At 72.6% G+C, this 20,526-nt stretch carries 18 protein-coding genes; 4 read left to right on the top strand and 14 right to left on the bottom strand.

Going from position 1 to position 20,526, the window contains the following annotated elements; genetic code table 11:
• Positions 1–9: 9 nt before the first annotated feature.
• Positions 10–729, top strand: coding sequence for an ABC transporter permease (locus tag R2E43_RS18685; RefSeq protein ID WP_319707194.1), 720 nt, complete (start codon positions 10–12; stop codon positions 727–729).
• Positions 730–948: 219 nt separating this feature from the next.
• Here R2E43_RS18685 and R2E43_RS18680 read toward each other — a convergent pair whose 3' ends face one another.
• The 9 genes from R2E43_RS18680 to R2E43_RS18640 all read right to left on the bottom strand — a co-directional run bounded on the left by R2E43_RS18680 (position 949) and on the right by R2E43_RS18640 (position 11,064).
• Positions 949–1,791, bottom strand: a complete 843-nt coding sequence (locus R2E43_RS18680; RefSeq protein ID WP_011029342.1) for an HAD family hydrolase — start codon at positions 1,789–1,791, stop codon at positions 949–951.
• Positions 1,788–3,065 carry a serine--tRNA ligase gene (gene serS, locus R2E43_RS18675; RefSeq protein ID WP_003974982.1) on the bottom strand — a complete coding sequence of 426 codons (1,278 nt, stop codon included), beginning with the start codon at positions 3,063–3,065 and terminating at the stop codon, positions 1,788–1,790. Before serS ends, R2E43_RS18680 begins: the two co-directional genes overlap by 4 nt.
• A 509-nt stretch (positions 3,066–3,574) precedes the next feature.
• Entirely contained in the window at positions 3,575–4,507 is a 933-nt protein-coding gene (gene pheA, locus R2E43_RS18670; RefSeq protein WP_003974981.1) for a prephenate dehydratase, read from the bottom strand.
• 80 nt (positions 4,508–4,587) lie between these two features.
• A complete protein-coding gene (gene efeB, locus R2E43_RS18665) occupies positions 4,588–5,925 on the bottom strand; it encodes an iron uptake transporter deferrochelatase/peroxidase subunit (protein WP_030863539.1) in 1,338 nt (445 codons plus the stop codon).
• 8 nt (positions 5,926–5,933) lie between these two features.
• Entirely contained in the window at positions 5,934–7,982 is a 2,049-nt protein-coding gene (locus R2E43_RS18660) for a copper resistance CopC/CopD family protein (RefSeq protein WP_332056385.1), read from the bottom strand.
• Between the two features lie 13 nt (positions 7,983–7,995).
• A complete protein-coding gene (locus R2E43_RS18655; RefSeq protein ID WP_030863546.1) occupies positions 7,996–8,541 on the bottom strand; it encodes a copper chaperone PCu(A)C in 546 nt (181 codons plus the stop codon).
• Positions 8,538–9,188: an SCO family protein gene (locus tag R2E43_RS18650; protein ID WP_003974978.1), complete on the bottom strand. Its 651-nt coding sequence runs from the start codon at positions 9,186–9,188 to the stop codon at positions 8,538–8,540. The genes R2E43_RS18655 and R2E43_RS18650 overlap by 4 nt, the downstream gene beginning before the upstream one ends.
• A 132-nt stretch (positions 9,189–9,320) precedes the next feature.
• Positions 9,321–10,082 carry a YcnI family copper-binding membrane protein gene (locus R2E43_RS18645; RefSeq protein WP_003974977.1) on the bottom strand — a complete coding sequence of 254 codons (762 nt, stop codon included), beginning with the start codon at positions 10,080–10,082 and terminating at the stop codon, positions 9,321–9,323.
• Between the two features lie 127 nt (positions 10,083–10,209).
• Complete coding sequence (locus tag R2E43_RS18640) at positions 10,210–11,064, bottom strand: hypothetical protein (RefSeq protein WP_011029346.1); 855 nt, start codon at positions 11,062–11,064, stop codon at positions 10,210–10,212.
• Positions 11,065–11,305: 241 nt separating this feature from the next.
• Between R2E43_RS18640 and R2E43_RS18635 the strand changes: the two genes are divergently transcribed.
• Positions 11,306–11,770 (top strand): ATP-binding protein, encoded by a 465-nt coding sequence (locus R2E43_RS18635; protein ID WP_030863553.1) that lies wholly within the window; start codon positions 11,306–11,308, stop codon positions 11,768–11,770.
• A 70-nt stretch (positions 11,771–11,840) separates the two neighbouring features.
• Here the strand turns inward: R2E43_RS18635 and R2E43_RS18630 are convergent, their stop codons facing one another.
• Together R2E43_RS18630 and R2E43_RS18625 are read right to left on the bottom strand one after the other, a co-directional pair.
• The gene (locus tag R2E43_RS18630) at positions 11,841–13,316 is read right to left on the bottom strand and encodes an aminopeptidase P family protein (RefSeq protein WP_332056384.1); all 1,476 of its coding nucleotides are present in this window, start codon (positions 13,314–13,316) and stop codon (positions 11,841–11,843) included.
• A 134-nt stretch (positions 13,317–13,450) separates the two neighbouring features.
• On the bottom strand, positions 13,451–14,884 hold the full coding sequence (locus R2E43_RS18625) for a PP2C family protein-serine/threonine phosphatase (RefSeq protein WP_003974972.1): 1,434 nt from the start codon (positions 14,882–14,884) through the stop codon (positions 13,451–13,453).
• A 655-nt stretch (positions 14,885–15,539) separates the two neighbouring features.
• Between R2E43_RS18625 and R2E43_RS18620 the strand changes: the two genes are divergently transcribed.
• Together R2E43_RS18620 and R2E43_RS18615 are read left to right on the top strand one after the other, a co-directional pair.
• Positions 15,540–16,205 (top strand): bifunctional DNA primase/polymerase, encoded by a 666-nt coding sequence (locus tag R2E43_RS18620; protein ID WP_003974971.1) that lies wholly within the window; start codon positions 15,540–15,542, stop codon positions 16,203–16,205.
• A 55-nt stretch (positions 16,206–16,260) separates the two neighbouring features.
• Positions 16,261–16,926 (top strand): hypothetical protein, encoded by a 666-nt coding sequence (locus R2E43_RS18615; RefSeq protein ID WP_011029349.1) that lies wholly within the window; start codon positions 16,261–16,263, stop codon positions 16,924–16,926.
• A gap of 245 nt (positions 16,927–17,171) precedes the next feature.
• Here R2E43_RS18615 and R2E43_RS18610 read toward each other — a convergent pair whose 3' ends face one another.
• From R2E43_RS18610 to R2E43_RS18600, 3 genes are all read right to left on the bottom strand, one after another.
• On the bottom strand, positions 17,172–18,137 hold the full coding sequence (locus R2E43_RS18610; RefSeq protein ID WP_003974969.1) for a DUF5926 family protein: 966 nt from the start codon (positions 18,135–18,137) through the stop codon (positions 17,172–17,174).
• Positions 18,138–18,754: 617 nt separating this feature from the next.
• Positions 18,755–19,393, bottom strand: coding sequence for an ATP-binding protein (locus R2E43_RS18605; RefSeq protein ID WP_003974968.1), 639 nt, complete (start codon positions 19,391–19,393; stop codon positions 18,755–18,757).
• Positions 19,394–19,520: 127 nt separating this feature from the next.
• Positions 19,521–20,348 carry a glycerophosphodiester phosphodiesterase gene (locus tag R2E43_RS18600; RefSeq protein ID WP_003974967.1) on the bottom strand — a complete coding sequence of 276 codons (828 nt, stop codon included), beginning with the start codon at positions 20,346–20,348 and terminating at the stop codon, positions 19,521–19,523.
• Positions 20,349–20,526 lie beyond the last annotated feature (178 nt).

Here is a 20,526-nt window from a genome sequence, read left to right as displayed (position 1 = left end):
GGCCGAAGAATGTACGACCCCACAGTCGCCCGACTCACCTACCGGGCCCTGCTCGGCCGCCGCCGGGCCCTCATCCTGGGCGTCCTCCCCCTGCTGCTGCTCGTCATCGCCATCGCGGTGCGCGCGCTCGCCGGAGCCGACGACCAGACCTCGGTCGACGTGCTGGGCGGGTTCGCCCTCGCCACCATGGTGCCGATCATCGGCGTCATCGCCGGTACCGGCGCCATCGGCCCGGAGATCGACGACGGCTCGGTGGTGTACCTGCTGTCCAAGCCGATCAAGCGGCCGACGATCATCTTCACCAAGCTGATCGTCGCCATAGCCGTGACGATGGTCTTCTCCGCCGTGCCCACGCTGCTCGCGGGCCTGATCCTCAACGGCAACGGCCAGCAGGTCGCCGTCGCCTACACGATCGCCGCGCTGGTCGCCTCCATCGCCTACGCCGCGCTGTTCCTGCTACTGGGCACGGTGTCCCGGCACGCGGTGGTCTTCGGGCTCGTCTACGCCCTCGTCTGGGAGGCCCTGTTCGGCTCCCTGGTACCGGGGGCCCGCACGCTGAGCGTCCAGCAGTGGTCGCTGGCGGTGGCCCAGAAGGTCGCCGACGGGAATCTGGTGACCTCCGACGTCGGTCTGCCGACCGCGACGGTGCTGCTCGCCGCGGTGACCGTGCTCGCCACCTGGTACGCCGGCCAGAAGCTGCGGTCGCTGACGCTCGCCGGGGAGGAGTGACCGCGAGCCGTCGGGAACGCGGCGTACGTCCGCTTTAATCGGTGGCGCCCGGCTTCCCGTGGCGGCACTGTGGTGGATGCACGAGGACGGACGGCACCGGCGCGACGGGAGGCCGCTTCGAGCACGCGGGTCACCCCGCGTGGGCCGACCGACGGGGACGCCGGCGCCGTCCGGACCGTGTGCCGGGGCCACGTCGAGGAGCCGGGCCCCGCGTCGGCATCAGGCCGACAGACGCTCCAGGACCACCGCGATGCCGTCCTCGTCGTTGGAGGACGTCACCTCGTCGGCCACCGCCTTCAGCTCCTCGTGGGCGTTGGCCATCGCCACACCCCGGGCCGCCCAGCCGAACATGGGGACGTCATTGGGCATGTCGCCGAACGCGATGGTGTCCGCGGCCTTCAGACCGAGCCGGCGGGCAGCCAGCGACAGACCCGTGGCCTTCGACAGCCCCAGGGGCAACAGCTCGACGACGCCCGCCCCGGCCATGACGACCGTGACGAAGCCGCCCGCGGCGTGGCGGGCGGTCTCGGCCAGCTCGTCGTCCGACAGGGTCGGATGCTGGATGTAGATCTTGTTCAGCGGTGCCGACCACAGGTCGGAGGCGTCGGTGAAGGGCACGGCCGGCAGGTCGCCCCCGACCGCGTAGCCCGGGCCGACCAGCACGTCGCCCTCCAGTCCGTCCCGGCTCGCCGCCAGGTACAGCGGACCGGTCTCCGCCTCGATCTTGGCCAGCGCCACCCCGGCCAGCTGCCGGTCCAGGGTCACGGAGGTCAGCAGCCGGTGCTCCCCGGCGTGGTACACCTGCGCGCCCTGGCCGCAGACGGCCAGCCCTTCGTAACCGAGGTCGTCCAGGATGTGCCGGGTCCACGGCACCGCCCGCCCGGTGACCACGATGTGGGCCGCGCCCGCCGCGGTGGCCGCGGCGAGAGCGTCACGGGTGCGCCGCGAGATCGTGTCGTCGCCGCGCAGCAGGGTGCCGTCGAGGTCGGTGGCGATCAGCCGGTAGGGGAAGCCCCCGGCGGAACCGGTGCCGGGGACCGCGGCGGTGCCGGTGTCAGTCACTTGGCCACCGGCTCCAGGACCTCCCGGCCGCCCAGGTACGGGCGCAGCACCTCGGGAACGCGGACCGAGCCGTCGGCCTGCTGGTGGTTCTCCAGGATCGCCACGATGGTGCGCGGAACGGCGCACAGCGTGCCGTTGAGCGTGGCCAGCGGGCGCACCTTCTTGCCCTCGCGGACGCGGATCGACAGCCGGCGGGACTGGAACTCGGTGCAGTCCGAGGTCGAGGTCAGCTCGCGGTACTTGCCCTGGGTCGGGATCCACGCCTCGCAGTCGTACTTGCGCGCGGCCGAGGAGCCCAGGTCGGCCGAGGCCACGTCGATCACCCGGAACGGCAGCTCCAGCGACGTCAGCCACTGCTTCTCCCACTCCAGCAGGCGCTGGTGCTCGGCCTGCGAGTCCTCGGGGAGGACGTAGGAGAACATCTCGACCTTGTCGAACTGGTGCACGCGGAAGATGCCCCGGGTGTCCTTGCCGTGCGAGCCCGCCTCGCGGCGGAAGCAGGGCGAGAAGCCGGCGTAGCGCAGCGGCAGGCGGTCCCCGTCCAGGATCTCGTCCATGTGGTACGCGGCGAGCGGCACCTCGGACGTGCCGACCAGGTACAGGTCGTCCTTGTCGAGGTGGTAGACGTCCTGGGCGGCCTGGCCGAGGAAGCCGGTGCCGGCCATCGACTGCGGGCGCACCAGTGCCGGGGTCAGCATCGGCGTGAAGCCGGCCGCCGTGGCCTGCGCGATCGCCGCGTTGACCAGCGCCAGCTCCAGGAGGGCGCCCACGCCGGTCAGGAAGTAGAAGCGCGAGCCGGAGACCTTCGCGCCGCGCTCCACGTCGATGGCGCCGAGCAGCTGGCCCAGCTCCAGGTGGTCCCTGGGCTCGAAGCCCTCGGCGGCGAAGTCGCGGTGCGTGCCGTGCGTCTCCAGCGTGACGAAGTCCTCCTCGCCGCCGACGGGCACGTCGGGGTGGACGAGGTTGCCGAGCCGCTGGAGCAGCTCCTGGGTCTCGGCGTCGGCCGCGTCGCGCTCGGCGTCGGCGGCCTTGACGTCGGTCTTGAGCTGCTCGGCCCGCTTGAGCAGCTCGGCCTTCTCGTCTCCGGCGGCCTTGCCGATCAGCTTGCCGAGGCCCTTCTGCTCGGCGCGCAGCTCGTCGAAGCGGACGCCGGACGACCTGCGCCGTTCGTCGGCGGACAGGAGGGAGTCGACGAGCGCGACGTCCTCTCCACGGGCGCGCTGCGAGGCGCGCACACGGTCGGGGTCCTCACGGAGCAGGCGAAGGTCAATCACGCGGTCAAGGCTACCGGTGCGTGGTGTCGGGTCTCGACCCACTATTGCCGTACGCGGGCCGCACATCCCCTTCGGCGGGTCAATGAAGCGCTGCGGAATCCCCGGATCGAGGCGCCCCACGGGCGCCGGGTTGACCGGATTTCCTTGTGGAGAAAGGGACTTGGGGCGTGATTGTCCACAGGAATCCACGGTCCGGAAAAGTTATCCACAGGGTGTGCGAAAGATCTGTGGATGCACGGAAGTGATCATTCCTCAGTCCGGGAATCGGGCCGTCCAAACCCTCCAGGTCCCCACTTTCGAGTGGAAACGGGGCACCCGGTGTCACTCCGGAGAAGGGGGTGCAAGAAACAGGTGGACGAAGGGTGGCCTGTCCCCCCGTGGGCGAAGCAGGGAACTGTAGGCGGATATGTCGACTGAATGCCCCTTCGTTGTCGACTTGTCCCCAGGTCGAGAAGCGGACCTGTGGATAACTTCTGTGGACAACGAAAATCAGCCGATAGGCCCGAGGGTCAGAACCGGCCGTCCTGGCAGCGCGCCACCCAGTCCGCCGCCGCCACGAACGCCTCGTCCGAGGTGCCCGGACGCAGTGCGTCCACATCGGCGGGCGTGACCTCCGCACGCGGATACGACCCCAGATAGCGCACCTGGAGGCAGGTCCGCTTCAGGCCCATCAACGCGTCGGCCACCCGTCGGTCGGAGATGTGTCCCTCGGCGTCGATGCAGAAGCAGTAGTTGCCGATACCCGCACCGGTGGGCCGGGACTGCAGCAGCATCAGGTTGATGCCCCGGGTGGCGAACTCGCCCAGCAGATCGCGCAGGCCGCCGGGGTGGTCGTCGCGCTGCCAGAGCACGACGGACGTCTTGTCCGCCCCGGTCGGTGCCGCGGGCCGGGCCGGGCGGCCCACCAGCACGAAGCGCGTCTGGGCGTTCTCCGCGTCGTGGATGTCGGCCTCCAGCACCTCGAGGCCGTAGCGCTCCGCGGCGAACTCACCGGCAAAGGCGGCGTCGTACCGCCCCTCCTGCACCAGCCGGGCACCGTCCGCGTTGGAGGCGGCCGACTCCCAGGCGACGTCCGGGAGGTGCGCCTTGATCCAGTTGCGGACCTGGGGCTGCGCCGCCGGGTGGGCGGTGACCGTCTTGATGTCCGACAGCTTGGTGCCGGGCCGGACCAGCAGCGCGAAGGTGATGGACAGCAGCACCTCGCGGTAGATCATCAGCGGCTGGCCGGCGACCAGCTCGTCGAGGGTGGTGGTGATGCCGCCCTCGACGGAGTTCTCGATCGGCACGAACGCGGCCTCGGCCTCGCCGGTGCGCACCGCGTCGAGCGCGGACTGCACGGAGACGTACGGGACCAGTTCCCGGGTCGCCGTCTCCGGGAGAGTGCGCAGGGCGACTTCGGTGAAGGTGCCTTCAGGGCCGAGATACGCGTAACTGGCTGGCATGTCCTCACCCTAATGGGCTCTGGGACACCCGGCTCACGCCTCTCGCACAAGCCCCTCCGCGGGGTGATACGCCCCCGGATTCACCCCTCCAGCAGCCGCTGACCCACGTACTCTCCCTCCGCCGCCCCGCCCGGCACCGCGAACAGGCCGCTCGCCTCGTGCCGGATGAACTGCGACAGCGCGTCGCCCCGGTCCAGCTTGCGCTGCACGGGCACGAACCCCCGCAGCGGATCGGCCTGCCAGCAGACGAAGAGCAGGCCGGCGTCCGGGACGCCGTCGGCGTCGAAGCCGTCGTGGTACGAGAAGGGCCGGCGGACCATCGCCGCGCCGCCGTTCTGGTCGGGGCGGGTGATCCGGGCGTGGGCGTTGATCGGAACGACGAGTTCTCCGGACCCGTCCGTCTTCTCCAGGTCCATCTCCGTCGACTCGGTGGCCCCGCTCCCTCCGGACAGCGGCGCCCCGTCGGACTTCCGGCGCCCGATGACGTCCTCCTGGGCCTTGAGCGACAGCTCCTCCCAGTCGTCGAGGAGCATGCGGATGCGGCGTACGACGACGTAGGAGCCGTTCGCCATCCAGGCCGGGCCCCCCTTCCCGGCCTCGGGCTCCTCGGGGACGAAGATCCGCCGGTCGAAGTCGGCCTCGCCGGGCTTCGGGTTGCGGGTGCCGTCGACCTGGCCCATGAGGTTGCGGGCGGTCATGGGGTGGGCGGTGGCGCCGGGGGAACGGTTGAAGCCGTTCATCTGCCAGCGGACCCGGGCGGCCGCCCCGGCGTCCCGCTGGATCGCGCGCAGGGCGTGAAAGGCCACCAGCGCGTCGTCCGCGCCGATCTGTACCCACAGGTCGCCGTTGCTGCGGTTCTTGTCGAGGTGGTCGGAGGAGAAGTCGGGGAGCGGGTCGAGCGCGACCGGGCGCTGCTTTTCCAGCCCGGTCCGGCCGAAGAAGCTGTGCCCGAACCCGAAGGTGACCGTCAGCGAGGAGGGCCCGGCGTCCCGGGCCACGTCCGTGTCACGGCTGCCGGCCGGCTCGCCCGCCATCAGCCGCCGGGCCGTGTCGGACCAGCGGCGCAGCAGCGCGGCGGCCTCCTTGCGCCCGGCGCCCGCCGCGAGGTCGAAGGCGACGAGGTGCCCGCGGGCCTGCATGGGAGTGGTGATGCCGGGCTGATGTTTCCCGTGAAACATCGCCCGCTCGCTGCCGAGCGAGGTGAGGGGGGTCGCGGCGGACGAGGGGGCGGCTGCGTAGCCCGCGGCGGCGCCCGCCGCGCCGAGGACGAGCCCGGTGGCACCGGCGGTGCCGAGCAGCCGCCGGCGCGATACGCCCTCGGGGGCGGTGGCGGCCCCGGGGTTGTCGGAGTCGAGCGGTCCGGGCGTCCCGCGGGTCGCCTCGGGGGACCGGGTCTGCGGAATGGACTGGTCGGGCATGGTGCGGTTCAGCCGATCTGCGTGTTCTTGGAGATGGTGACCTGGTCGATGTCGGAGGTCCGCACGGTGACGGCGACTTCCCAGTCTCCGGCCATCGGGATCTGCACTCCGCTCGCCGACCAGTGGCCGGTGGTGATGTGGTCGGGGGCGACGGGCAGCGGCCCGATGCTCTTGGCCTTCTGCGTGAGGGCCACCTTCACCTCGGGAAGGTCGAAGGCGGTCCCGTCCGGGCGCTCGACGTAGAGGTGCATGTCGTTGGCGCCGACCCGGGCGGGGTCGAGTTCGACCCGTACGACTCCCTTGCCGTTCTGGGCGCCGGTGTCGAAGGGCATGTCCAGCGTCACCGCGCCGGTGGAGGGGGCGGAGGCGGCCGCGGAGGACCCGCCGGCGGCCTTGGCCTCCTCCTCGGTGCGGCCCGGTTCGGTCTGGGTCAGGACGGTGGTCACCACCAGCAGGACGACCGCGATGCCTGCCTCGGCGAGCACGGAGCGGCGCAGCCCGAAGCGGTTCGGATCGGCGTCCCGTTGCCGCTTCTGCCGGGCGGCGTCCACGGCCGCGCGCTGCCGGGCGAGCTGTGCGGCGCGCGGTGAGCCGCCCGACCCCTTCGCGGTGCCTGTGCCCTTCGCGGTGCCGGAGCCCTTCGTGGTGCCGGACGCCTTCTGGGCGACCTTTGCGTTCCCGGAGGCCTTCGTGCCCGCCTTCGCGGACGCTGTTCCGGAGGCCTTCGTGCCCGCCTTCGCGGACGCTGTTCCGGAGGCCTTCGTGGACGCCTTCCCGGCCCCCTTCTCCGCGCGCCGTGCAGCCGCAGCCCCGGCGACGGCGGGTGCCGCCTCCGCCAGCTGTGCCGTCCACCGCCGCGAGAAGTGGGCGACGCCGACGAGTACGGCGACGAGCCCGATCTTCACCAGGAGCAGCTGCCCGTACCGGGTGTCGGTGAAGGCCGTCCAGGAGCCGAGCTGGCGCCAGGACTGGTAGGTGCCGGTCACCACCAGCGCGATCACGCTGCCGAAGGCGACGCGCGAGAACCGGCGTACGGCGAGGGCGGGCACCGGTGTGTCCGCCGGACCGCGGTACAGGGCGACGAGCAGCGCGGTGAGCCCGCCGAGCCAGGTGGCGACGGCGATCAGGTGGACGACGTCGACCGGCATGGCGAGCCCGGCCTGGAGGCCGACGGAGGCGTGTTCGGACATCGCCCAGGTCGCCGCGAGGCCCGCCGCCACGACGCTCCCGCCGACCGCGAGCCCGAAGGTGAGGTCCCGCTTCTCCTCGTCCTCCCGTTTGTCGTACGCGCCGAAGAGCACGGCGATGAACAGCGCGGCCGCCGCGAGCAGCAGCAGCCGGGAGACCAGCGCGGCGCCGGGCTTGGTCTGCAGCACCTCGCCGAGCAGGTTGAGGTCGAAGACGTCGGCGAACTTCCCGGAACCGGTGTACGAGCCGCGCAGCAGGAGGAGCAGGAGGGTGGCGGCGGTCAGCGCGAGCCACCCGGAGACGACGACCCGTTGCAGGACGCGCACCCCGGAGCCGCGCGGCCAGCAGGCGAGGACGAAGGCCGCACCGCCCACCAGGACCGCGAACCCGGTGTAGGACACGTACCGTCCGACGCCGTACAGCCCGCCGACGAAGCCGCCGCCGGCCGACTGCCCGGAGACGGCGACCGAGGTCTCGGAGGGGGCGCCGACGGAGAAGGTGTAGGCGCCGGCGACCGGGTGGCTGTCGGCGGAGACGACCTGGTAGGTCACGGTGTACGTGCCGTCGGGCAGCCCGGCGTGCAGTTTCACGGAGTACGTGGCGCCGCCCGTGCCGGACGGCTTGCCGTCGTCGACGCGCTCGCCCCTGGGATCCAGGACGCGCAGTGAGTCGTCGTCCATGGAGACCGACTCGGAGAAGGTCAGCGACACCTGGGCCGGAGCCTTGTCGACCACCGCCCCCTCCCGGGGGTCGCTGCCGGTCAGCGCGGCGTGCGCGGAGGCCGGTCCGGCGCCGGCCAGCAGCGCGCAGGCCGCGGCCAGGAGCAGCAGCACCAGGGTCCGCAGGCGCGGGGCGATGGTCTGCGTCAAGGTGGTCCCTCCCTCAGTGTCCGGAGTCTTCGGAGTGTCCGGAGTGTCCGGCGGTGGGCTGGTAGGTGGCTGCCTTCACGGGCAGCTTGACCGCGACGGGGTCGGAGTGGGCGAAGTGCAGTTCGACGGCGACGGACTGCCCCTGCTTCGGCTGTTGCTTCAGCTTCTCGAACATCAGGTGGTTTCCGCCGCTCTTGAACACGAGTTGACCGTGCGCGGGGACCTCGATGCGGTCGACCTCCTTCATGGTCCCGTCGACGGTCTCGTGCACGGTGACCTCGCCGGCCTCGCTGGTGACGGAGGTCAGTTCGTCGGCCGAGTCGCCCTCGTTGGTGATCGTGAGGAATCCGGCCGCCATCGAGTCGGACACCGGCTGCGGTATGTAGGCGGCGTCGACCGAGAGTTCGGCGCCGGGGGACGCGGAGTCGGCGCCGGAGTCCGAGCCGCCGCACCCCGCGAGCGTGAGGGCGCCGATCACCGCGACGGCGGCTAGTGCGGGGCGTCGCCTCACGGGGCCTCCCGCGAGCCGTCTCACGGGACCTTCCGCGAGCCGCCTCACGGGTTCTCCCCCTTGATGAGCTTGGGGAGGTCCTTGGTGTAGTCGTCGACCGTGGCGTCCTCGCCGTACAGGACGTAGCCCGCGTCGGACTTCGGGGAGAAGGCGACGACCTGGGTGCCGTGGGTCGAGACGATCTTGCCGTCCTTGTCCTTGGTCGGCGGGTCGATCGAGATGCCGAGCGTGCGGGCGCCGGCCTGGATGGTGTCGAACTCGCCGGTGAGGCCGACGATCTGCGGGTCGATGCCCTTGAGCCACTTGCCGAGCGCGGCCGGGGTGTCGCGCTCCGGGTCGGTGCTGACGAACACGACGCGGAGCTTGTCCTGCTCCGCCTGGGAGAGCTGCTTCTTGGCCACGGCGATGTTGTTCATGGTCAGCGGGCAGACGTCGGGGCAGTGGGTGTAGCCGAAGTAGATCAGGGTGGGCTTGCCGGCGGTCTGCTCGCGGAGGTCGTACTTCTTGCCCTGGGTGTCGGTGAGGACCAGGTCGGGCTTCTCGAACGGCTTGTCGAGGACGGTGGCGGCCTGCTGGCTGTTGTCCTCGGAGACCACGGTCACGGGCTTGTCGCTGTCGGCGCCGCTGCCGCAGGCGGACAGCGTCAGGCAGGCGGCGGCGAGCAGGGCGGCCGTGGCGAACGTCTTCTTGCGCATAGAAAAATGTCCCAGATGTGAGGTGCTCCGGTGCGCGCCGGGGCCCGTCGGAGGACCGACGGACGGTGTCCGGCGCGCACCGGACGAGATGATGCGCCGGCGAGGTCACGCCGACGCACCGGCACGGCGCTGTTACGCCGCCGCGCCGGAGTTGCGCCGCCGGCCGGCCAGCACGCCGTACGCGACGCCCGCGGCACCGACGACGATGCCGACGATGCCGAGGACCCGGGCGGTGGTGTCACTGCCGTCACCGGAGCCGGAGTCCGACGACGAGGCGTCGGCGGCGGTGTTCTGTGCGTCCGCCCCGGTGTCCTCGGCCTTGGCGTCCGAGGAGCCCGACGCGCCGTGGGCGTCGTCCTCGGCGGCGGACAGCTTGAGCACGGGCGCCGGGGTCTCGGGCTCCTCCTGGCCCTCCTGCGGCACCTCGATCCAGCGCACGACCTCCTTGTTGGAGTACGTCTGGATCGCCTTGAACACCAGCTGGTCGGCGTCCTCGGGCAGCGCGCCGATGGAGACCGGGAACTTCTGGAAGTAGCCCGGCTCGACACCCTTGCCGTCGGCGGTCCAGGTCACCTTGGTGACGACCTCGGTGATCTGCTTGCCGTGCGACTCCAGCGGCTTGGCCGGCTTGGCCTTGGTGACCTCGGCCTTCCAGCCGGGGACCGGCTGCGGCATGACGGACGCCAGCGGGTGGTCGGTGGGGAAGTTGACCTCCAGCTTGGTGGTGGAGGCGTTGTCGCGCTCGTTGGGGACCTTGAAGTCGACGACCGCGTAGCCGCCCTTGGCGGCCGCGCCCTCCGGCTGCACGCTGACGTGCGCGAAGGCGGGGGCGGACAGGGCGAGAACGGCGATGCCGGACACGGCGCCGACGGCGGCGATACGGGAAGCCTTCATGGACGGAGTACTCCGCTTCGTGGGGACACCGGTGCTGGGCCGGTGCCGAGTGACGGGAGGAATGCGCGCATGCGCGCGTGCCGCACGACGGCGGCCCCTCCCGAAGCGGGACGGCGGTCGCGTCGTGTCAGGCGGCGAGGGCGAACGCGTCACTCGGCGGGCCGCGCCTGATGACGGTGTGCTGGAGCGCGGTGGTACGGGGCCGGGGCGGCACCCACAGGCCGGGACGCGGCGGACGCGGACCCGTGCCGGGGGCGCCGGCCAGCCCGGCGTGCAGGGCGCGCACCAGGGAGAGCGCCGCGCGCAGGGCGCGCACGAAGGCCGCTTCGGCCATGGACTGGGCCGAGTGCGCCGACAGTTCGACGAGCCGGGCCACGGCCAGGTCCCCGCGGCGCAGCAGCCAGCCGGCGGCCAGGGCGGCGAGGACGTGGACGAGCAGCATCGGCAGGGACGGCAGCAGTGCGGCGGAGGCACCCGCGGTGGACAGGGCGTCGGCGGAATGCTGCGCCGTGCCCGCGCCCGTGGGGACGTCCGGCGCGATCCGCGCGTCGGTGAGGATCCGATGGGCCTGGGTCGGGCTGATGGCCGCCGCGGTGGTTCCGCAGACCAGCCGTGCGGCCTGCTGGACCAGGGAGGCGTCGGACAGCGCGCCCGTCCCGCCGCCGGACCCGGCGGCCGCAACGGACGCGGTGGCCGCGGCGGTGCCGTGCTGGCCCAGGCCGAACAGGGTGTGCAGCGCGGTCTGTCCGACGGTGAGCAGTACCGCGATGCCGGGCAGCGAGCGCCGGCGGCCGGCGAGCGGCACGGCGACCAGGACCACCCCGAGGAACCCCGCGCCCAGCGACCACGGCGGAACGGTGGCGCAGGAGGCGAGGGTGTGCCCCGCCGCGGCCAGCACGACGCAGACCGCGGCGAACACCGCGGCCCGCAGGATCCGGAGATCGTTCCCGGAGCGCGCCGTTGGCGGGTGGGGGGCAGTCATGGCGGGCTCATCATCGCACTCACGGCCCGCACGCCGTACGGCAGGTCCGCAAGGTGCCGTACGACCGGAAAGCGGAGACAGGCACGGAAGATCACATTCTGTTCCGGGCCGCCTCGCATACACCGGTCGGCGGCGGCGACGCATCCGCCAGATGAGCGGTGTCACGGGTGCGGCGTGCTTACGCCACGCCGTGAGGGGCAATACGTATCGGTATGTCGAGCCGCGGCCGGGAGGCTGGAGCATGAGCATCTGGTGGTCACTCCATTTGCGGCGCGAGGCTGCGAGCGTGCCCCTGGCCCGCCGCCTGCTGATCGGCACCATGGAGACCGCGGGCGTGGACCCGGACATCTCCTTCGACCTCTCCGTCGCGCTGAGCGAGGCCTGCGCGAACGCCGTCGAGCACGGCGGGGACGACGGCTCCGGCGGCCCCGGCGAGGCGTACCGGGTCACGGCCTACCTGGACGGCGAGCGGTGCCGGATCGAGGTCGCCGACACGGGCCCCGGTTTTCCCGCTCCCGCCCCGGGCGGGCCGCACGGCGCGGGTCGCCCGGCGTCCCCGGAGGCGGAGAGCGGTCGCGGCCTGTGCCTCATCCGGGAGCTCGCCGACCACGTCCACATCGGCAGTGCGCCGGGGCGGACCGGTGCCGTCGTGAGCTTCGACAAGGTCCTCAAGTGGCGCGAGAACGCCCCGCTGGTGGCGGTGTGACCGCAGGGCCCGGACACGCCGACGGCCGGGCACCCGCGCGGGTGCCCGGCCGTCGTACGGCGGGTGCCGGTCAGCCCTTCAGCGCTGCCATCCACTCCTCGACCTCGTCCGACCGGCGCGGCAGCCCGGCGGACAGGTTCCGGTTGCCGTCGGCGGTGACGAGGATGTCGTCCTCGATGCGCACGCCGATGCCCCGGTACTCCTCGGGCACGGTCAGGTCGTCGGCCTGGAAGTACAGGCCCGGCTCGACGGTGAGCACCATGCCGGGCTCCAGCGTGCCGTCGACGTACGACTCGATGCGCGCGGCGGCGCAGTCGTGGACGTCCATGCCGAGCATGTGGCCGGTGCCGTGCAGCGTCCAGCGGCGCTGCAGACCCAGCTCGAGGACGCGCTCGACGGGGCCCTCGACCAGGCCCCACTCGACGAGCCGCTCGGCCAGCACGCGCTGGGACGCGTCGTGGAAGTCGCGGTACTTGGCGCCCGGCCTCACCGCCGCGATGCCGGCCTCCTGGGCGTCGTACACGGCGTCGTAGATCTTCTTCTGCAGCTCGCTGTACGTGCCGCTGATCGGGAGCGTGCGCGTCACGTCGGCGGTGTAGTACGTGTGCGTCTCCACGCCCGCGTCCAGCAGCAGCAGGTCGCCGGAGCGGACCGGGCCGTCGTTGCGGACCCAGTGCAGGGTGCAGGCGTGCGGGCCCGCGGCGCAGATGGAGCCGTAGCCGACGTCGTTGCCCTCCACACGCGCGCGGAGGAAGAAGGTGCCCTCGATGTAGCGCTCGCTGGTCGCCTCGGCCCGGTCGAGGACCTTCACGACGTCCTCGAAGCCGCGCACGGTGGAGTCGACGGCCTTCTGCAGCTCACCGATCTCGAACTCGTCCTTGACCAGGCGGGCCTCGGACAGGAAGACGCGCAGCTCCTCGTCGCGCTCGGCGGTGACCTTGTCGGTCAGGGCCGCCTCGATCCCGGCGTCGAAGCCGCGCACGACGCGCACGGGGCCGGTGGCCTCGCGCAGGCTGCCGGCCAGTTCCCGGACGTCGGAGGCGGGGATCCCGTGCAGCTCTCCGGCCTCGGCCAGGGAGTGGCGGCGGCCGACCCACAGCTCGCCCTGCCCGTCCAGCCAGAACTCGCCGTTCTCCCGGTCCGAGCGCGGCAGCAGGTAGATCGTCGCGGCGTGGCCGTCGCCCTCGGGCTCCATGACCAGGACGCCGTCCTCGGTCTGGTTGCCGGTCAGGTACGCGTACTCGACCGAGGCGCGGAAGGAGTACTCCGTGTCGTTGGAGCGGGTCTTCAGGTTGCCCGCGGGGATCACCAGGCGCTCGCCGGGGAAGCGGGCGGACAGGGCGGCGCGGCGGGCGGCGGTCTCGGCGGCCTGGGCGATGGGCTCCAGGTCGTGCAGCTCGGTGTCGGCCCAGCCGGACTGCATGTTCTCGGCCAGCTCGTCGGACACGCCCGGGTACAGGCCGTTCTTGCGCTGCTTGATGGGCTCCTCGGTCTCCTCCGGGGTCTCCGGGATCGCCGGATTCTCCGGTGTGAGCTCCTCCGCCACGGTCATCCTCCTCGATACGGCACTGGACCACCCCCCATCGTACGGTCGTACGGAAGGGGGCCCAGGGCCGAAGGGCCTGTTACGCCCCGTGCGCTACCGTCCGTTATGCGTGGCGTGCGGGGCGTCAGTGTCCGCTATTCGAACCTGACGGCCAGCAGGACGACGTCCTCCTCGGAGTCCGCCTCCGCCTTCCCGTCGGGCAGCACCGTGCGCAGCACGTGCTCGACGACCGCGTCCGGGTCCTGCCGGGCGGCCCGGGGGACGCCGGCCGCCGCGGCGTGCAGCCGGGCGAAGGCGCGGTCGGCCCGGTCGCCGGTGCGGTGCAGCAGCCCGTCGGTGTAGAGCAGAACCGTCTCTCCGGGTTCGGCCTGGAGCTCGACGCTGGGCGCCTCCCAGCAGGCGAGCATGCCGAGCGGCGCGGAGAGGGAGGTCTCGACGAACTCGGTGCGCCGCTCCCCGATCAGCAGGGGCGGGCTGTGCCCGGCGCCGGCCAGGGTGATCCGGCGCAGCGCGGGCTCGCAGTAGCCGAACAGCGCGGTGGCCGAGCGGGCCGGCTCGGTGAGCCGCAGCAGCAGCTCCAGGTCGGACAGGACGGCGACCGGGTCCTCGCCCTCCATCACGGCGTACGCCCGCAGCGAGGCGCGCAGCCGGCCCATCGCCGCGACCGCGCTGGGCCCCGACCCGGTGACGGACCCGACGGAGAGGCCGAGCGCCGCGTCCGGCAGCGGCAGCGCGTCGTACCAGTCGCCTCCGCCGAGCGGGCCGGTGCGGTGCCGGGCGGCGAGCTGCACACCGGGCACCCGGGGCAGCCGGGAGGGCAGCAGTTCCTCGGCCATTGTCGCCATGGACGTGCGGGTGCGCTCGACCTCCAGGAGGCGTGCCAGGTGCGGGGCGGCGTACCGGACGTACAGGCCGGCGAGGTGACGCTGCCGTTCTCCCGGTTCGGCGGGCTCGTCGTAGAGCCAGACGGCGGCGCCGAGGCGCGGGGTGCCCTCGGCGGACAGAGGAAGGGCGTAGCTGGCGGCGTAGCCGAGGCGGGCGGCGACCTCGCGGTGGCGGGGGTCGAGGGTCTTCTCGGCGAGCAGGTCGGGTTCGGCGATGCCGTCCTCGTCGACCGGCGGTCCGTCCAGAATCCGCCCGTGGGGCAGGGCACTTCGGGGCACGGTCTCGATGTGGCCGAGATCGGCGCGGGCGAGTCCGAGACCGACGGTGGTGTCGGGGCCGAGGCCGTCGGCCGGTTCCAGTACGACGAGCCCGCGGCGGGCCCCGACTAGGGCGGCTCCGGCGCGCAGCACTTCCTGGAGGCCCTCGGCGAGGGTGCCCGTATGGACCAGGCGTTCGGTCAGTTCGTGCAGGGTCGTGAGGTCCGAGACCCAGCCGGCGAGCCGGTCCTGGAGCAGGGCGCCGGGGGCACAAGGGGTGCCCGAGGCGTCCGTGACGGCTGCGGCGTCCGCCGTGCGGGACTCGGCCGCCGGGGAGGTGCCCGCGGCGGCGGGCGCGACAGTGTGTGCGGGAGCCGGGACCGTTGAATCGATTCCGGCCACTTTCGCAGGGTGCGGGGCGTTCATGGCGTCCGGCCTCCCGACCGGCGCTTACTGCTCAAAAGCATCGCAAACCCCCATGTCATTCTGCGCCGCCAGCAGTGTCTCCACATGTACACGCACTCGTAAGGGGATGTCCAGCATTGTCCTGCCGGGATTCCTGGTGTCCATGAGGTGCGAGCGGCCTCCTTCTCGACCCCTTGCGGAAAAGCGAAATTGGCTTGAAACTGCCCCAGAGGACACCTTGTTGCGGTCGACTGGGGGTGCTTCACGGAGCGTCACAGCGGTCGTGATGGGTACGTACTCGGAGAAGGCCGGGGGTGGTTGGGGACCACCTGGAACCCGGCGACGGACCCGGGCGTCCTATCCACCGACGACCGTGCCCCATCCTCCCGTGGCGGAGGCGAAGAGAAATACGCGCGACGGCAAAACGCCAGACTTCGCCACCCCCGCGCCACGCCGTTGCTTTTGCCAGACGCGGTGGCCGGTACCGTCACGAAGTCAGTGCTCGACCGTGCTCGACCCACAGGGGTTTCCCTTGCCCTTGGCGGAGGTGTTCCTCGTGGGAACGCCGCTCGGCAGGGGTGTGATGCGCCACCAGCAACGCACAGCGAAGTGATCGACACATGGTGTGAAGTGACCACGGTGTTGCCAGGCGTGCAACGGAAAGGAACGAGCGCTCATGCGCGAGATCCTCGGAAGGCGACGCAGGCTCCTGTCCCAGCACGACGACGGGCAGCCTGAGCTGATCGGCGCGGCCCTGACCTACGCGACACAATGGCAGTGGCCCGTACTCCCGGGCGCGGCGCCGGACCCGCGGTCGCGGTCGCGCTGCGGCTGCCCCGACCCCGAGTGCACGGTGCCGGGCGCTCATCCCTTCGACCCCGGTCTCCTCGCGGCGACCACCGATGCGCGCATGGTGCGCTGGTGGTGGGCCAACCGGCCGACCGCGCCGATCGTCCTGGCCACCGGGGGCGGCGCCCCGTGTGCCGTCTCCCTGCCCGCCCTGCCGGCCGCCCACGCCCTCGCCGCGCTCGACCGCGCCGGGCTCCGGCTCGGCCCGGTCGTCGCCTCGCCCTCGCGCTGGTCGCTGCTGGTGAGGCCCTACTCCATGGAGCAGCTGGGGGAGCTGCTCTACGCCAAGGACTTCGTCCCCGGCTCCCTGCGCTTCCACGGCGAGGGCGGCTACCTCGCGCTGCCCCCGTCCGAGACCGGCACCGGCACCGTCCGCTGGGAACGGGCGCCGTTGCCCGGCTCCGCCTCGCCCTGGGTGCCCGACGTGGAGGCCGTGGTGGACGCGGTGGTCGACGCCCTCACTCGTACGGGTGTGAGCGCGCCCGAGTTGTAGGCGTGCCCGGCGCGCGCCGGGTCCGCGCCCGCCCTCGGTCGTTATCGTCCGCCCCATGCCGCTTCATGCAGGGGAGCACCGTGCCGTCGGACCGCAGCGCGCCGGGACGTGCCGCGGTGGGCCGGACCGACGGCGGATCCGTCTGTACGGGCTCGCGGGGATCGTGGTGTGTGCGGTCGTACTGCCGTTCGCGGTGGCGTCCGCGGGGCCGCCGGGCGACGGCACGGACGGGGAGCCCGCGGTGACGGTCCCGCTCCTCGCCCGGGGCGGTGACGGCAAGGCGTCCGCGGTGCCGGCCACGGAGGGGGCCGCCCCCGTCCGTTCGCCGCTGCCGCCCGGCCCGGCGCTTGCCGCGCGCTGCGGCCCCGAACTCACCTCCCCCGCGGGCGTCGAGGCGCAGACCTGTGTCCTGGCCCGGGGTGCGGAGACCTGGGCGCGGACCTACTACCGCAACGCCACCGGCGGCCCGCTCGAGAGCGTACTGAGCCTCATGGGGCCCAACGGGCGCAGCGTGCGGATGCGCTGTGCGGTGGGCGCCGAGGACGAGCCGGGCTCCTGCGAGACGCCGCCGGAGAGCACCGGCGGCGCGGGCCGCGGCGGGTTGGCGGGGTACTCCGCGGTCGCGGAGTTCGCGCGCCTGGCCGGGTACGGGCCGCTGCTGCTGCGTGCCGGGAGCGGTGCGGAGGGTGAGAGCAACCACCCTGCGGGAACGGGGAGTTGACCGGCGACTGCGGCGCGTGTGCGACCGGGGGCAGGAAAAGACCCGGTTGCTGGCGACGGGGGATGCACCAGCAACCGGGCTACTCGAACGGTAACAAGAGATCGGCGGTTAGCAAATTCGATCTCCTGTTTTCCGGTCACCGACTGGCCTGTCTTTACCGGGAGTTGTGACCGGTGTCACCCGTCCACGGACCGCCGCTCCGGCTGACCGGTCGGTCAGCCGGGGGCGGGCGGTGCGGCTGTGCGTCAGCTGAGAGTGACCTGTCGGTTGGTCAGTCCGCCGCGCGCCCGGCGCTCGTCGTGCGTGAGCGGAGCATCCGTGGCCAGCGCCTCGGCGAGCCGCTCGGCGAACTCCGCGGCCGGCTTCTCGATGTCCTGCGCGGTGACCTCGCTCGGCAGGTCCCACACCGGCACCGTAAGACCGTGGGCGCGGAAGGAGCCGACGAGGCGGGTGCCCTCGCCGAGCGACGACCGGCCCGCCGCGTGCAGCCGGGCCAGAGCGTCCAGAAGCCGCTCCTCCTCGTGCGGCATGACCCAGCGCAGGTGGTTCTTGTCCGGGGTCTCGCACCAGTAGGCGGCGTCGACCCCTTGCAGCCGGACGGTCGGGATGGCCGCGGCGTTGGCCCGCTCCAGGGAGGCGGTGACGTCCGGCGTGGCGTTCTCCGGGTCCGGCACCCAGAACTCGAAGCCCGAGTGCACCTCCGGCTCGAAGGCACCCTCGGGGGCGAGCAGGTCCTGCAATCGCGGACCGTCGGCCGGCGCGCGGCGACCCTGCACCGGGGTGCCCGGGTCGGCGGTCAGCGCACGCGCGAGGGTGTCGGCGAGGTCGCGGCTGATGTCGCCGGACGCCGTGTCGTTCTGCAGGCCGAGCAGGACCGAGCCGTCGTCGCGGCGCAGTGCGGGCCAGGCCATCGGCAGCACCGTGGCCAGCGTGACGGAGGGGACGCCCTCGGGCAGCCCGTCCCGCAGGGTCAGCTCGACCGTGGCCGCCGGCACCAGCTCCCGCAGCGCCACCCAGTCGCACTCACCGGCCAGCCCCTCGAACGGGCGCTGCACCAGCGCGGTCGTGGCCTGTGCGGCGGTCCGGCCGTGACAGGCCTTGTACCGGCGGCCGCTGCCGCAGGGGCAGGGCTCGCGGGCACCGACGACCGGGACCTCGGCATCGTCGAGCTGGGGCCGCTTGGCCTTGGTCTGGGGTCGCTTCTTGGCCATCGTGGGTGTCTCCCGGTTACGGCTCTACTCGTACGGGCGCGAGCCTAGCCGTTCCCGCACCGGTCGACGGGACCCTATGGACGACGGGCCGCCTGTGGACAACTCGCCCCGCCCCACACGGAACGCGGGCCGCCGGGCCGGGCGGGGGCGTCGAAGAGGTCGGCCCGGACCGTCGAACGGGACGACCCCGGCCCGGCGCACGACGGGTCGGATCCGGCCGTGGAGGGGTGGGTCGTCCTCGGCCGTGGAAGGGTGGGTCGGCCTCGGCCGTGGAGAGGAGGGCGGGCCCGGGTCGCCGCACGGTGGGTCGGATCCGGCCGTCGGGGGGGGCCTCGGCCGTCGGGGGCGGGTGTGCCCCGGTCGTCGAGAGGTGGGTCGGCTCGGGCCGTCGAACGGCCGGACCGCTCGGGCTCCTGGGCAGCCGGTCGCCCTTCGCCGTCGTACGGCGGGTCGCCCTCGGGCGTCGTACGGCGGGTCGCCCTCGGGCGTCGACCGGCGGGTGGGCCCACGGGTCGTCGGTAGGCCGGTCACTCCAGGTCGTCGTGTCGGTAGGCCGGTCACCCCGGGTCGTCCCGCCGGGAGGCCGGTCGCCCCAGGTCCTCCCGTAGGGAGGCCGGTCATCCCAGGTCGTCGAAGGCGTCGGCGAAGTCCAGGCCGGGGATCTCCGACACCGCGGGTGCCGAGATCCGGGCGGCGAAGTCGTCGCGCCGGTGCCCGGCGTCGGGGTCGTGCACGTCGTCGTGGACGACGACCCAGACCGTGACTTCCCCGCGGGCGTCGTCCCGTACGCCCCAGTCGTCGGCGAGCGCCGTGATGATGTTCAGCCCCCGGCCGCCGTGCGCGGTGACCGAAGGGGTCGCCGGAGCCGGGCGGGTCGGGCCGCCTCCGTCCGTGACCTCCACGAGCAGCCGGCCGCCCGCGTCCACCTGCCACGCGGCCCGGACGTCGCCGTCCCCGGCCAGGGCGTCGCCCAGCGGGCGGCCGTGCTTGCACGCATTGCTCAGCAGTTCGGAAAGGACCAGTACGGCGTCGTCGATGACCGATTCCGCCACGCCACCCCTGCGCAACTGATCACGCATGCGGTGTCTCGCTTCCCCCACGCCCGCAGGGCCATGGGGCACGGCCATGCTCGACGACGTGGGCACTTCCTGTGCCACCACCAACGCCACCCCCGAGACCTCCTTCGCCCCACGCCACGGTGTGGATGCCCCATCGCCCTGAGCCGGAAACCGGCCGAACCCCGCACGGTGACGCATTCGACACGGTCGAACACGTACCGAACGCGCCGGAGCACTCCCTGTAGTCACCTGGCTGGATCTGGTCGGTGTGGCCGAGACCGGAGAATGGGCCAGCCGGGCCGCCGGGTCAAGAGCCGTGGACGAATCAGCGGCCGAGGTGGTCCAGGACCGCGCGCGGCCGGTTGGTGATGATGGCGTCCACGCCCAGGTCGGAGCAGAGATCCACGTCGGCGGTCTCGTTCACCGTCCACACGTGCACCTGGTGGCCGGCCCGCTTCAGGCGCTCGATGTAGGCCGGGTGATTGCGCACGATCCGCATCGAGGGGCCCGCGATCCGGACACCCGCGGGCAGCCGCCCGTCGCGCAGCCGGGGCGAGACGAACTGCATCAGATAGACCGTCGGCAGCGTCGGCGACGCGGCCCGCACCCGGTGCAGGGAGCGCGCCGAGAAGCTCATCACCCGCACCGGGGAGTCCTCGGCCGAGTCCGGGGCGTCGAGTCCGAACCGCTTCAGGAGCAGCAGCAGCCGCTCCTCCACCTGCCCCGCCCAGCGGGTCGGGTGCTTGGTCTCGATGGCCAGCTCCACGCGCCGCCCCGCGTCGGCGACCAGTTGCAGCAGGCGCTCCAGGGTCAGGACGGAGGTCTCCTCCCGGTCCTCGGGCCGGTGCTCCCAGTCGGGCTGCTCGTCGCGGGTGCGCCAGAACTCCCGGGTCCGGCGGGCGCCGAAGTCCAGGGCGGCGAGGTCGGCGAGCTCCAGCGCGGACACCGCGCCGCGGCCGTTCGACGTACGGTTGACGCGCCAGTCGTGGACGCAGACGAGGTGGCCGTCGGCGGTCAGGCGCACATCGCACTCCAGGGCGTCTGCCCCGTCCTCGATCGCCTTCCGGTATGCGGCCAGCGTGTGCTCGGGCGCCTCCTCGGAGGCACCGCGGTGGGCGACGACCTGGATCCGGTGCTGTCGTGCGTGGGTCACCGCGTCATGGTGCCACCGCGGGCGGGTAGACGTGCCATCGGCGGAAAGGACAATGTGTCCGTTTAGTCTTGGATGACCTATGTAAAGGACAGTCGGGGACCCACAGCAACCGCTTATGGTGCTCTGACGGCCCGTGGGAAAAGCTGATGGCATACAAAATCAACCAGCACATCCGCAT

The organism is Streptomyces violaceoruber (genome assembly GCF_033406955.1).
In the GTDB taxonomy this organism is placed as follows: Bacteria; Actinomycetota; Actinomycetes; order Streptomycetales; family Streptomycetaceae; genus Streptomyces; species Streptomyces violaceoruber.
Note: the sequence above shows the minus strand (reverse complement) of the source record. Positions and strands in the feature narration are given on the sequence as shown.